General features: G+C 38.1%; 18 protein-coding genes. 16 read left to right on the top strand and 2 right to left on the bottom strand.

The features are described 5' to 3' along the window. Positions 1-3 precede the first annotated feature (3 nt). From rmuC to FVB32_RS12350, 3 genes are read left to right on the top strand one after another with little or no spacing between them, the layout of a single operon-like run. The gene (gene rmuC, locus FVB32_RS12360; RefSeq protein ID WP_147744105.1) at positions 4-1,338 is read left to right on the top strand and encodes a DNA recombination protein RmuC; all 1,335 of its coding nucleotides are present in this window, start codon (positions 4-6) and stop codon (positions 1,336-1,338) included. A gap of 3 nt (positions 1,339-1,341) precedes the next feature. Further along, entirely contained in the window at positions 1,342-1,707 is a 366-nt protein-coding gene (locus FVB32_RS12355; RefSeq protein ID WP_147744104.1) for a 6-phosphogluconate dehydrogenase, read from the top strand. A gap of 1 nt (position 1,708) precedes the next feature. Then, a complete protein-coding gene (locus FVB32_RS12350; protein WP_147744103.1) occupies positions 1,709-2,254 on the top strand; it encodes an acyl-CoA thioesterase in 546 nt (181 codons plus the stop codon). On the opposite strand, the gene pgl is transcribed toward FVB32_RS12350, so the two are convergent. Together pgl and zwf are read right to left on the bottom strand one after the other, a co-directional pair. Next, the gene (gene pgl, locus FVB32_RS12345; RefSeq protein ID WP_147744102.1) at positions 2,251-2,964 is read right to left on the bottom strand and encodes a 6-phosphogluconolactonase; all 714 of its coding nucleotides are present in this window, start codon (positions 2,962-2,964) and stop codon (positions 2,251-2,253) included. The two genes, FVB32_RS12350 and pgl, sit on opposite strands and share 4 nt — an antisense overlap. A 64-nt stretch (positions 2,965-3,028) precedes the next feature. Next, entirely contained in the window at positions 3,029-4,561 is a 1,533-nt protein-coding gene (gene zwf, locus FVB32_RS12340; protein WP_147744101.1) for a glucose-6-phosphate dehydrogenase, read from the bottom strand. A gap of 186 nt (positions 4,562-4,747) precedes the next feature. Between zwf and gndA the strand changes: the two genes are divergently transcribed. From gndA to FVB32_RS12275, 13 genes are all read left to right on the top strand, one after another. Then, the gene (gene gndA / locus FVB32_RS12335) at positions 4,748-6,157 is read left to right on the top strand and encodes an NADP-dependent phosphogluconate dehydrogenase (protein WP_147744100.1); all 1,410 of its coding nucleotides are present in this window, start codon (positions 4,748-4,750) and stop codon (positions 6,155-6,157) included. Next, positions 6,150-6,611 (top strand): GNAT family N-acetyltransferase, encoded by a 462-nt coding sequence (locus tag FVB32_RS12330; RefSeq protein ID WP_246139883.1) that lies wholly within the window; start codon positions 6,150-6,152, stop codon positions 6,609-6,611. The genes gndA and FVB32_RS12330 overlap by 8 nt, the downstream gene beginning before the upstream one ends. 31 nt (positions 6,612-6,642) lie before the next feature. Beyond that, positions 6,643-7,218 (top strand): Crp/Fnr family transcriptional regulator, encoded by a 576-nt coding sequence (locus tag FVB32_RS12325; RefSeq protein ID WP_147744099.1) that lies wholly within the window; start codon positions 6,643-6,645, stop codon positions 7,216-7,218. A gap of 67 nt (positions 7,219-7,285) precedes the next feature. Then, the gene (locus FVB32_RS12320; protein WP_147744098.1) at positions 7,286-7,729 is read left to right on the top strand and encodes a carboxymuconolactone decarboxylase family protein; all 444 of its coding nucleotides are present in this window, start codon (positions 7,286-7,288) and stop codon (positions 7,727-7,729) included. Positions 7,730-7,849: 120 nt separating this feature from the next. Next, positions 7,850-8,350, top strand: a complete 501-nt coding sequence (locus FVB32_RS12315) for a YdeI/OmpD-associated family protein (protein WP_147744097.1) — start codon at positions 7,850-7,852, stop codon at positions 8,348-8,350. Between the two features lie 93 nt (positions 8,351-8,443). Beyond that, positions 8,444-8,779 (top strand): ArsR/SmtB family transcription factor, encoded by a 336-nt coding sequence (locus FVB32_RS12310; protein WP_147744096.1) that lies wholly within the window; start codon positions 8,444-8,446, stop codon positions 8,777-8,779. Continuing rightward, positions 8,766-9,221: an SRPBCC family protein gene (locus FVB32_RS12305; protein WP_147744095.1), complete on the top strand. Its 456-nt coding sequence runs from the start codon at positions 8,766-8,768 to the stop codon at positions 9,219-9,221. Before FVB32_RS12310 ends, FVB32_RS12305 begins: the two co-directional genes overlap by 14 nt. Positions 9,222-9,398: 177 nt before the next feature. Beyond that, complete coding sequence (locus tag FVB32_RS12300; RefSeq protein WP_147744094.1) at positions 9,399-10,250, top strand: ABC transporter ATP-binding protein; 852 nt, start codon at positions 9,399-9,401, stop codon at positions 10,248-10,250. After that, a complete protein-coding gene (locus FVB32_RS12295; RefSeq protein WP_147744093.1) occupies positions 10,231-10,986 on the top strand; it encodes a hypothetical protein in 756 nt (251 codons plus the stop codon). Before FVB32_RS12300 ends, FVB32_RS12295 begins: the two co-directional genes overlap by 20 nt. Before the next feature lie 2 nt (positions 10,987-10,988). Beyond that, a complete protein-coding gene (locus FVB32_RS12290; RefSeq protein WP_147744092.1) occupies positions 10,989-11,357 on the top strand; it encodes a GntR family transcriptional regulator in 369 nt (122 codons plus the stop codon). Next, the gene (locus FVB32_RS12285) at positions 11,344-11,904 is read left to right on the top strand and encodes a GIN domain-containing protein (protein WP_187269567.1); all 561 of its coding nucleotides are present in this window, start codon (positions 11,344-11,346) and stop codon (positions 11,902-11,904) included. Before FVB32_RS12290 ends, FVB32_RS12285 begins: the two co-directional genes overlap by 14 nt. 66 nt (positions 11,905-11,970) lie before the next feature. Next, positions 11,971-12,420, top strand: a complete 450-nt coding sequence (locus FVB32_RS12280; RefSeq protein WP_147744090.1) for a hypothetical protein — start codon at positions 11,971-11,973, stop codon at positions 12,418-12,420. A 38-nt stretch (positions 12,421-12,458) separates the two neighbouring features. Further along, on the top strand, positions 12,459-13,145 hold the full coding sequence (locus FVB32_RS12275; RefSeq protein WP_147744089.1) for a DUF4386 domain-containing protein: 687 nt from the start codon (positions 12,459-12,461) through the stop codon (positions 13,143-13,145). Positions 13,146-13,175: the final 30 nt, after the last annotated feature.

Genomic DNA, 13,175 nt, shown 5'->3' with positions numbered 1-13,175 from the left:
TTCATGAGTATCGAATTGATATACATAATTGTTGCTGTTGCCATTGGGCTGTTTTTGGGTATGTACATTCAAAAACTAAAGACCAAATCCAATGAGAGTGTCTGGAATGAACGAGAACAACAATTGAACAGTTCAGTGAACTCCTTAAATGACAAATTGCTTTCCAATGATGAGGAAAAAAAGCAATTACAAGCTGAAAAGGAGCAACAAAGCAATCAATTGGTTCGGTACCAAGCTGATTTAGAGAACCTACAACGCATCAATACGGAGCAAAAGGAGGAAGTAGAAAAGTTACAAGAAAAATTTACTAAGGAATTTGAAAATCTCGCCAATAAAATTCTTGATGAGAAAAGCACCAAATTCACGGAGCAAAACAAAGTAAACATAGAGAGTCTTTTAACACCTCTTGATAAAAAAATTAAAGAGTTTGAAAAGAAAGTAGATGAAAACCAAAAACAGAGTTTTGGTATCAATGCCGCACTAAAAGAGCAACTACGACTTCTTCAAGAACAAAACTTAAAAATCACACAAGAAGCAGAAAACCTTACCAAAGCCTTAAAAGGTGATAGCAAAATGCAAGGAAATTGGGGGGAATTGGTCTTGGAACGCGTCCTAGAAAAATCGGGATTGGAGAAAGATCGTGAATATAGTGTACAACAAAGTTTTACCCTTGAAGATGGCACTAGAGTTTTGCCGGATGTCATCATTCATCTACCAGATGGAAAAAAAATGGTAGTAGATTCCAAGGTTTCACTCACAGATTATGAACGCTACATCAATGCCGATGAAGAACTGAAGGAAAAACACCTGAAAGATCATATCAACTCCCTTAAAAAACATGTGGAACAGCTTTCCGCTAAAAAGTATGAGGATCTGTACGAAATGGAAAGCCCAGATTTTGTGTTGCTATTTGTGCCCATAGAACCCGCGTTTGCGGTGGCCATCAACAATGATAATTCGCTTTACAACAGGGCTTTTGAACAAAATATTGTTATAGTTACCCCGTCTACCCTATTAGCGACCTTGCGAACTATTGATACGATGTGGAACAATGAAAAACAGCAAAAAAATGCTATTGAAATTGCACGGCAGGCCGGAGCTTTATACGACAAATTTGAAGGCTTTGTAACCGATTTGACCAGAGTGGGCAAGAAAATGGACGAGGCCAAAACAGAATACCGCGGTGCCATGAACAAATTGGTGGAAGGCCGTGGGAATATTGTTACTAGCATTGAAAAACTGAAAAAAATGGGGGCGAAAGCAAAGAAGTCAATTCCAGAACCCATTTTAAAACGTGCTGAAGAAGATGATTATGAAGAACCAACCCTTGAACTGTAAATCATGAGAAAAATTCTATTTATTGGTATTTCTTTTATCCTTATGGGAATTGCCGCTTATTTTGCCTTTATCTATTATGTACCGTTTAGTGAGGGGTACCGTTCCGGTGAGTTAATCAAATTCAGTAGAAAAGGCGTATTGGTAAAAACTTGGGAAGGCCAAATAAGCCAGGGAGTGTCCGGAACAAATATTTTTTCCTTTTCGGTTGAAGATAGCCAAGAAGAAGTCATTGAAAGTATGAAGGAATATCAAGGTCGATACGTAAAAGTTACCTATAAGGAGCGGTATTCCACATTCTTTTGGTTGGGCGACACCAAATATTTTATTACAAACGTACAACCCGAAGCGTCCCCACATTTCAAAAATTAGAATGAAAAAATTCAAGACATCCAAAGAATCAAAAGTTGCCATTACTGAACTTATGCTCCCCTCCCATTCTAACTTTGGCGGAAAGGTGCATGGAGGGCACATTTTAAATTTAATGGACCAAATTGCATTTGCCTGTGCTTCAAAACACTCGCAAGCCTATTGTGTGACTGCTTCGGTAAATCGTGTTGACTTTTTAAACCCTATTGAAGTTGGAGAATTGGTCACGTTAAAGGCCTCCATTAATTATACGGGAAGAACTTCTATGGTTGTGGGAGTTCGTGTGGAATCTGAAAATATTACCACAGGAGAAAAAAAGCACTGCAACTCTTCTTATTTTACCATGGTAGCAAAGGCTAAAAACGGAAAGAACATTCCCATTCCAGGTCTTATCCTAAAGGATAAACAAGGAATACGCCGTTTTGCAAGAAGTTTGGAACGCAAAGCGTCTGCAAGCTCCAGAGACAATAAATATGAATCTTCAAATTTTAAAGTAGACGATTATTTGGAATTTTTTAAGAATGAAAATGCAAAAATGGACTTGGATTAATCCAAGGTTACGGCAGCATCTTTATCCATAAACCAAACCAATTTTCCGGAAGCTGGGTTGACCAAAGAGGCTGGGTATGTTTCAAAACCTTCGGTTTTTTCCAAAATGACTTTTACTTTTTCTGCTTTGCTTGCTCCTGTTACCAAAAAGGTCACTTCTTTGGCCGTATTAATCACTTTTCCATTAATGGAAACCCTTTTTTGGCCTGAATCAGGATGAGTGGCCACTACACAATAATCTGTTGCATCCCAAAGCTCAATTTCATGTGGGAAAATAGATGCGGTATGTCCGTCATCCCCCATGCCTAAAATGACTAAATCAAATTGCGGAACACCCTTCACCCTATCCAAATTAATTTCTAACAAATTGGCATATCGCATGGCTTCCCTGACTGGTTCTGCTTCCCCCAAAACCCTATGAATATTCCCTTCGGGAGCATCGATTTTAGAAAATAAGTGCTCCACCGTCATTTTGTAATTGCTTTGCTCATCTGTGGGAGGCACACAACGTTCATCTCCCCAATAAAAATGAATTTTACTCCAATCCATTTTATCCCCATAGTTTGAAGCTAGCACATCAAAAACTATTTTGGGTGTACTTCCCCCTGATAAGGCAACATGAAAGGCTGATTTATCCTTAACCAATTCAGCAAAATAAGCTGAGAATTGCGCTGCAACTTCTTGTTTGTCTTTATAAATTTTAATCTCCATGATTCATTTTGATCTTGGTATCGTTCTCGACTGTGCTCGAACTGAGACTATCTACTGACTAAACCTAGCAAATAACACAATAGCCAGGGTCATCGGCTAAATTTGAACCCGGGTTGCGCCAATAGCCCAACTCATCGATCAATTCATCCGAATTTTCAGGGCCCCAAACTCCAGCAGCATAACCATACATGCGAACATCTTTTCCATTTTTCCAATAGTCCAGAATGGGATCCACAAACTCCCAGGCCGCTTCCACTTCATCAGCCCTGGCATATAAGGTGGCATCTCCTTGCATGGCATCCAATAAAAGTCGTTCATAAGCCTCCATTACATACGTTTGTGCCAAACTGGAATAGTAAAAGTCCAAATTGGCCCGCTCTACTTTAAAGCCCTGCCCCGGCACTTTCACGCCAAACTTGATCAATACTCCTTCGTCTGGTTGAATTCTAATAATCAATTTATTGTCCTTACTACTGACCCCAGAATCTTTAAAAATTTGGTGATGCGGGGTTTTAAAATGAATGATGACCTCTGTAACCTTGGTTGGCATTCGCTTTGCGGTGCGTACATAAAAAGGAACGCCATGCCAGCGCCAATTATCCACAAAGAATTTCACGGCAGCATAGGTCTCCGTGGTTGAATTCGGGTCTACTCCATTTTCTTCTCGATACCCCTTTACTTTTTCACCATTAATTTCCGAAGCGACATATTGTGCTCGGATGGTATTATCAAAAAGCGTTTTCTCATCCTTCATAATGCGGAGTGACTTCAGCGCCTTTACTTTTTCATTCCGGATTTCTTCGGGTTGATCCCCAATCGGAGGTTCCATCACTACCAAAGAAACAATCTGCATGAGGTGATTTTGAAACATATCACGCAGTGCCCCAGATTTATCGTAATACCCTCCTCTTTTTTCCACCCCAACGCTCTCTGCATTCGTTATTTCTACATGATGGATATAATTTCTGTTCCAAAGAGGCTCAAAAATGCTATTGGAGAATCGTGTCACCAAGAGGTTCTGCACGGTTTCCTTCCCTAAATAATGATCTATTCGATATATCTGTGATTCGTTAAAATACTGCTGTAATCCCTTATTCAAGTTCTGAGCGGTTTTTAAACTATACCCAAAAGGTTTTTCAACAATCAATCTTTTCCATCCTTCCTCTTGACTATTTAAACCAACATCCGCTAGGTTTTTGGCAATGGGCTCATACAAGCTGGGCGGTGTAGAAAAGTAAAACATATAATTGTTCCCTGTCCCTTTCTTGTCGTTCAAACCAGCAATACGGTTCGCCAGCCCTGAGTATTCTGCGGTATAATCACTACCTAAATCCTCATAAAAAAGGCTATCCGCAAATCCTTTAATGTAATTTTCCTTTAAATCCTCCAGTTTTGCCTCGAGATAGGGGCTTTTATAGACCACTTTATCCCGAAACTCTTCATCCGTCAAATCGCTTCTGCTCGCTCCTAAAACCACAAAATTTTTGGGTAGCTGCTTTGCGACATACAGGTTAAATAAGGCTGGAATCAACTTTCTGGCGGTTAAATCACCGGAAGCACCAAAAATGATGAGCATTTGGTTGTTGGTCTTTTTCATAGAGATAATTGTACTGTTGGTTTGGATACTTCAAAAATAGCATGTTTAAAATACTATTTTCCAAAAAACAATTTAACACTGCCATTATTTTTGAGCATAACGAATATAACGTTTATTTTAGGTTCGAAATTCAACTAACAGCTTACTCAGTGTTGTGATGACAATACTACATTAAAAACAAAGAATATGGCAAATACATATGATTTTGGTCTCGTAGGCCTAGGGGTGATGGGGCGTAACTTCATTCTTAATGTTGCAGACAATGGCTTTACTGCCTATGGAAACGATTTGGATGAGGAAAAGGTAAATGCGCTCATTGAAGAAGGTGGCGATGCCAACAAAGTAAATGCCACATCGGATGTTGCTACTTTTGTGCAAGGGCTGAGCACTCCTAGAAAAATTATGCTGTTGGTTCCGGCAGGGAAAGTAGTAGATATTGTTATAGATGGACTACTTCCCCATTTAGACAAGGGAGATATTATCATTGATGGTGGAAACTCCTTTTTTACCGATACGGACCGAAGAGAGGCTTATTTGCAAGAGAAAGGCATTAATTTCTTTGGAGCTGGAGTTTCTGGCGGAGCCAAAGGAGCACGTAAGGGACCAAGCATTATGCCAGGGGGCTCACGTGATGCGTATCAGCATGTAAAACCCATTTTTGAAGCTGTTTCTGCCAAATACAAGGGAGAGCCCTGTGTGGCCTATTTAGGCCCTAAATCTGCAGGGAATTATGTAAAAATGGTCCACAACGGTATTGAGTATGGATTAATGCAATTGACTTCAGAAATTTATGATCTTTTGAAAAAAGCAGGTGGTCTAACCAATGAAGAACTGCACGAGACCTACGCTTCTTGGAATGCTGGTCGATTACAATCTTTTTTAGTTGAAATTACCTCGGAAATCTTTGAGCAGAAAGACGATTTGGGTGATGGACACTTGGTGGATAAAATTTTGGATAAGGCAAAACAAAAAGGAACTGGTAAATGGACCTCGCAAAATGCAATGGATTTAGGTATTCCCGTTCCCACCATAGATGTTGCGGTAAGCATGCGTGAAATTTCCGCATTAAAAGAGGAACGTGTAAAAGCTGATGAAATCTATGACCGTCCAACACCGGAAACTGTAGTAAAGGGTTCCCTAACTGCCAAGGCGGAACAAGCGCTCTATTTTGCTTTTATTATCACCTATGCACAGGGAATGCACCAACTGGCAGATGCCTCTAAGGAATACGGTTATGAATTGGAATTAGGAGAAATTGCTAAAATCTGGCGTGCGGGATGTATCATCCGTGCGGCTTTGTTAGCTGACATCACAGAAGCTTTTAAAGCAAATGTCGGATTGCAAAACCTATTGCTCTCCCCTTCCTTTGTAGATAAGGTACAGGAAACTGTAGGAGCAGCCCGTGAATTGGTAGCGTATGGTGCCACAAATGGCATTCCATTACCAGGGCTTTCCAACGCACTTACGTATTTTGATGCCTATACCAGCAGCCGATTGCCTTTGAATTTAATTCAAGCCCAACGCGACTATTTTGGTTCCCATACCTATGAACGATTGGATAAGAAAGGTATTTTCCATACCGAGTGGGATGAGTGATATGAAGATTATTTCTGTAAGAGAAGACCCTAGCTACAAAACCAAAGCTATAGCATACTTTCAGGATAGTTGGAAAAGCGTTTTGCCCATAATTTATGAAGATTGCATAAGTCATAGTACCGAATCAAGGAATCCTTTACCGCAATGGTATTTGTTGGAGAAAGAAGGGCAAATAATTGGTTGTGCTGGTCTTATTACCAATGATTTTATAAGTAGAGGGGATTTATATCCATGGGTTTGTGCAGTATATATTGATGAAAAGCATCGTGGTAATGCTTACGGAGCATTGTTATTGGAAAAAGCAAAAAGTGATACTAAACAAGCAGGATTTAAGTATTTGTACTTATGCACAGAACATATTGGATACTATGAGAAATATGGTTTTCAGTATATCGCCCAAGGCTATCATCCTTGGGGAGAGGAATCCAGGATTTATGAGCTAGAATTAGAATAACAATCCATCCATATTCAATATTGAAAATAAAATGCCCAAACAGCTGTTTCACCATCTTAATAAATTTATCTCAGTCAGTGAAGATGAATTTTACAACATGTTGCCCTATTTTGAGCAAGTATGTTTAAAGAAAAAAGAAATACTCGTTTCTGCTGGTTCGTTGTGCACGCACCATCATTTTGTTTTGGAAGGTTGTCTGCATTTGTATTTCATCACGGATAAGGGTGTTGAACGTACGGTACAGTTTGCCATAGAAAACTGGTGGATGACAGATAATTTAGCCTTTCATAATCAAACTATTACTGATTTTTCTATTCAAGCAGTAGAGCCCACAAAACTGCTTTCTATCTCCTATGAAAAACAAGAACAGCTATTACAAGAATTTCCGCAATTGGAAAAATATTTGAGATCCATTTATCAGATTTCCTATGGTGCAAGTTTGGTTAAAATGAGATATCTGTTGGATTTCTCCAAAGAAGAAATGTACTTTCATTTTACAGAACAATTTCCAGAGTTTGCGCAACGAGTGCCACAATATCTTATAGCTTCCTTTCTTGGATTGACACCTGAATACGTGAGCGAAATCCGGGCAAAAAAACGTTCTTAAACAGGTTTAAGTTTTTTTCTTTTTTACTGGAATACCTTCGTGTCACAATCTAAAAACAAATCGAAAAATGGAAGAAAGAATTCAAATTGATGTCACGGAACCTGAAGCCTATAAAGGAATCTTTGCCCTGGAGCATTATTTGGGAAATGCGCAGCTAAGTAAACCCCATTATGAATTGATAAAAATTAGAGCTTCGCAATTAAACAAATGTGCCTTTTGCATTGATATGCACACAAAAGAAGCTTTGAAAATTGGAGAGGACCAAAACCGTATTTTTCTATTGGATGCATGGCAAGGAACAGATGTATTTTCTGAGGAAGAAAAAGTACTGCTTCAGATTACCGAAGAAGTTACCATGATTCATCGGAAAGGACTGACTTCCGAGACCTATAAAAAAGCCATGGAGACCTTTGATGCCCATTATTTTTCTCAAATAATCATGGCTGTTGTTACTATAAATGCTTGGAACCGAATTGCAATAAGCACCCACAAACCATTAAGGTTCAGCTAAGCCATTCTCCAACACATATCGGTAAAACGGTTTGGATGTAAATTCGAACCGTTTTTATTAGTTTTACGATATACGTTGTTGTTTGTAAAGAAAGCTTGCACATCGAAATCAATTTAAAAAATGAACAAAGAAAAACCACTTTTGGATAAAGAATATTTGTTGCAAAAATTTCCAGGTAAAGGGGGTTGGATGTATGCTTCAATCCCAGAAATTCTCCAAAGTAAAAATACTCCTTTTGGCTGGGTGAAGGTAAAAGGTTCTATTGATGGGCATCCGCTGAACCAATACAAGCTTATGCCCATGGGAAATGGAAAACTATTTCTTCCCGTTAAAGCTGAGATTCGAAAAAAGATTAAAAAAGAAGCAGGTGATTATGTGCATGTGGTCCTTTTTCCGGATAACTCTTCTATTGAAATTCCTGAAGACATAATCGCATGTTTTAAAAATGAGCCACCAGAACTACTAGAGACCTTTAGTTCTTTTACAGAAGGACAACAGAAAGCTTACTTGGATTGGGTTTATGCAGCCAAGACCGAAGGGACAAAAGCGAGTCGAATTGTAAAAATGATGGATAGGTTAACGAAAAACCTAAAGTTCTACGAAAAGCAACATCAAGATTGATTCGAAAAAATTAAACTCTATCAAAAATATGTGTTGGAAATTTGTGTAACCAAATGATTACATATATATTTGTAACCGATTAGTTACATAAATATGAGGAGAGATGTTTTTCAAGCCATAGCAGATCCAGTCCGTCGAGATATTATTCAACTTTTATCTAAAGACGCACTTACCGTAAATGCAGTAGCTGAAAAGTTTGATGTGAGCAGGCCTGCAATTTCCAAACACCTAAAGATTCTAGAGGAATGTGGGATTGTAAATTTCAGTCAACAAGGGCGCGAACGCTATTGCATTATACAACCCAAGAACCTTATTCCTGCTTTTCTTTGGATTGACCAATACAAAAGCCTATGGGAAGAAAAACTTGACTCTTTTGAGAATTACCTAACCCAATTACAAACAAAAAAGAAAAACAATGAGCACAATTAATGATGCTAAAAACAGAACACTAACCCTGAAAAGAACTTTTAACGCACCGTTAGCCCTAGTATGGGAAGCTTGGACCCAATCCGAGCATATTGCACAATGGTGGGGACCCAAGGGATTGGAAGTCACAGTTGTTGAACATAATTTTATTGTCGGAGGGAATTGGAAATATTCTGTGCAAATGCCAGATGGCAATGTATTTATTGCAGATGGGGTCTACACAGAAATAGTGCAACACAAAAAAATAGTGTCCACTGCAAATTTTAAACCCATGACGGAGGGTGTAGAGATTCAAGCCATCTTTGATGCTGATGGAAACAAAACCCATTTTACCTTTAATTGTGTGCATGAAACGGAAGAATATTGCAAGCAACAAGAGGAAATGGGCTTCTATAATGGATGGGGATCATTCTTTGATAGGCTTGGAGAATTCCTTGAAAAATAGCTTAACTCAGTTAATCTTAAAACGACAAGGGCCCAAATTTGGGCCCTTGTCGTTTTATTTGTATTCATAATTCTTTCCATACAACCCTATCGTTTTATAGCACTTCAACAAAAAATATTTGGTGATTTCAAAATTTTAAATACATTTGCAGTGTTCTAGTTATCTAATACACTATAAATGTTAACCGTTAGACACCTAAATTTTAACTATCCTAGTAGTCGACCAGTACTTAAATCCATCAATTTGGATTTCAGACCAGGCAACATTTATGGGCTTTTTGGTAAAAATGGAGAAGGTAAAAGCACCTTAATGAAAATTATGACAGGCTTGCTATTTCCTAAAACAGGTGACTGTACCTTGGACCAAGTGAGTGCAAAAAAGAGAAGTGTACTTGGTTTACAGCATATTTTTCTAGTTCCAGAGGATTTTGAATTGCCATCACTGTCTATTGCCACTTTTGAAAAAACACAATCCCCTTTTTATCCTGAATTTTCTAAAGAGCAATTTTACACCCTAATAGAAGAATTTAAACTCTACCCTACTGAGGTCATCTCTAAATTATCCTTTGGACAAAAGAAAAAAGTCCTCATCGCCTTTGGTATTGCCACCAATACTAAAGTATTGCTCATGGATGAGCCCACAAATGGATTGGATATTCCATCTAAAAGTCAGTTTAGAAAAGTTATGGCCTCTACTGTGGATGAAACTAAATGTGTTGTGATTTCCACCCATCAAGTACGGGATTTACATAGTTTAATCAACCATGTGGTTATTTTGGATAATGCCCGAGTCGTTTTTGATTATGCTCTAGGAATCGTCTCAGAAAGGCTATGGTTTGGAAAACCCTCCAATTCTGATGAGCCCTCCATCCTGTATTCAGAATCATCATTTGGCGGTAAAGCCATTTTACCTCGTATGGGAAATAATGAAACGGAAGTAGACCTTGAGCTTCTATTTAATGGTGTATTAAGCGAGCCCCACAAAATAAATACAATTCTAAAAAACACCCATGATGAAACAGGAGTTTAATCTTTCTAGAATTGGGCTTTTTATGCGTAGGGACCTTGCAATTTACAAAGGCACTTTTTCTACAGGATTATTGGTTGCCATCGTCTTAATTTTCCTTTTTTCCATACTTAATATGGTTTGGGATCAACAGTTGGATTTGGGAGAGTTCTTTGGAATTTTTGGCCTGTTTTATATTCCAGTTGGGGTGTTATTCACTTTCTCAGTCTTTAGAGAGTTCAATAATCCCAAATCAAATCATTTGTACCTAGCACTTCCTATATCCATACCAGAACGGCTTGCAGCCAAATGGCTGTTGACTTCCGTAGTCTATACTTTAGTATTTACCTTTTTGGCTATAATTGTGGGGACCTTTGCTGTAACCATGGGAACCATAGTCTTTAATGCAGACTTTACGCTATTATCTTTTTTTTCAGAGGAATATTGGAAGGTCGTAAAAGTGTATTTCATCATCCAGCCCCTATTTTTAGTAGGCGCCATAACCTTTGCAAAAAACAGAATAGGAAAAACCATTTTGGTTTTAGGGCTATTGGTATTGGGCTTTATGCTATTCAATTTTATCCTTTTTGGAATTTTTAATCATAGTTACGGTGTATTTTCTGAGAACAGCTTGGGTTCAGAAGCCATTAGTAAAGCTGGAACTGATTTTTCAACAATTGGCAGTTGGTTTTATGGTTTGCTTTTTGGTCCCTTGATGCTTGTAGTGGCCTATTTTAAAATGACTGAAAAGGAGGTATAAGCATGGATTTTGACAATAGCAAACCTATTTACCTTCAGATTGTGGACTTTTTCTATGAAAATATCTTGGTAAAACGCTGGCAGGAAGAAGAACGAATCCCTTCCGTGCGGGAGGTAGCCATGATGGTTGAGGTAAATCCGAATACAGCGATTCGTGCTTTTAACCATTTGCAGGATTTAGAGGTGATCTATAATAAAAGAGGAATAGGATATTTTGTTTCCAGCAACGGATATACCAAGGTGTTGGAAATAAAACGAAAAGAGTTCATGGAGCAGCTACTACCAGAGGTTGTGAAAAAAATGAGTCTCTTGGGAATCACTTTTGACGAATTGAAAAATGCATACAACCAACAAGAAAATGAAAAAAAGTAATCTTATTCTTTTAGGCGCACTGGGTGCTATCATCTTTTTTTCTTTGACCTTTCAATTGTCTGTGCACAGCTATGTTAGAAAGGGAAAAGCTGATATGATTACCGTTGAAATGGTTAAGGCAACCAGAAATTTACCTTCTTTTTCGGGAATTTCAACTAAGGATAATATTAAGATTATTTTTCAGCAAACGGACTTAACACAATTACGGATTGAAGCACCCAACTATCTCATAGATTCCATTAGCACCGTGGTCCACAACGAAGAACTGACTATAAGTGTCTCCCAAAAACTCAGAAATAATGATAGTATTACCATCCGTATAAATAATCCTTTTTTGAATTCTTTAAAGCTTGGTGGTAGCTCCCATTTTGAGACAGTTGAAAAAGTATCAGGTAAAACATTGAAGCTGGTATTTTCTGATAAAAGCTCAGGAATACTTGAGTTGTCATATGACGCTGTGAGACAAAATAATACCTCTAGTGGAACTTTTACTATACAAGGTGACATACAAGAAATTGATTTAACCCAAAACAAAAAACAAGACTAACAATAAACGCATCAAAAAACGACAATCATAATCAATCATTAATCATCAATCAAAAAACGAACAATCATGAAATCAACCACAATCACAAAAACAAGTAAACCAATAGAAAAGCCGCCTAAATTTAGGTTGGTGCTCATGCGCGGCCTTTATTTATTAACCTTTGTTGGGCTTGCATTTGAGGCATGGGAGTATTTGTTATTCCCTAGCGAGCCAGTGGATTACATTACAGGAGTTGCCTTTAGTTTTTGGGCATCTTATGCTACCTTAATGGTATTGGGGGTACGATACCCCATAAAGATGTTACCCTTGCTTTTTTTACAATTAGCCTATAAGGCTACATGGGCATTGAGCGTATATCTTCCCATGAAATCTTCGGAGCGTATTACCCCAGAGGCCGAATCATTTTATTGGATATGCATCACCGCTGTAATCATTGACATTATTGTAATTCCATGGGGATATGTGTTCAATAACTACATCAAAAAATTCTTTCAGTTTAGGGAATACCCCATCTAAGCAAATCAAAAATCTCATCAATCAAAAAACGAACAATCATGAAATCAAATCAAAGAACGGGTCGAATCGTAGGCTTTTTATTGCTATTAATCATGGCATTGGGCATTCCCTCTGTAGTACTAAGGGGATTATCAACGTCGATGGTAGTATCTCCAGATTTTTTAAACGAAATATTTCAAAATTCAATGCAGATGCGGGCCTCTGTACTGTTGGATATGTTGGCAAGCGTATCATGGATTATTATGGCAATAATGCTCTTTCCCATGATAAAACAATACAAAAACAGTTTTGCGCTATGGTTTTTTGGTATTTGGTTAGTTCAATTTACCATCATCATAACAAGTGATGTTACACACCTTTCCCTAATATCATTAAGCGAAGCGTTTGTAAACACTGAAGCAACCGACAATGAATACTTCACCACCCTTGGGTTATTAAAAATTGAGGAGTATTTCTGGGCACATTTTATGGGTCTCATGCTTTTTGCAGCAGCTACGTTCTCATTCTACTATTTTTTATTCCAAACAAGGCTTGTTCCTAGGTTTTTATCTGGATGGGGCATGTTGGCTATTTCTTTGGTTTTTGTTGCCTGTTGGTTAAATATTTTCGACCAACGCGTTAGTTTCTACTTTTTCTCTCAAAATGGACTACATATTATTGTCTTGACAGGTTGGTTAATCGCCAAAGGTTTCAATTCCAATAAAACAGCTGTTGTGCCAACATAGTCAACACACCAACATCATCAATCATCAATC

The sequence above is a fragment of the Flagellimonas hymeniacidonis genome (assembly GCF_008040165.1).
In the GTDB taxonomy this organism is placed as follows: domain Bacteria; phylum Bacteroidota; class Bacteroidia; order Flavobacteriales; family Flavobacteriaceae; genus Flagellimonas; species Flagellimonas hymeniacidonis.
This window is presented reverse-complemented; position numbering and strand designations above follow the sequence as displayed.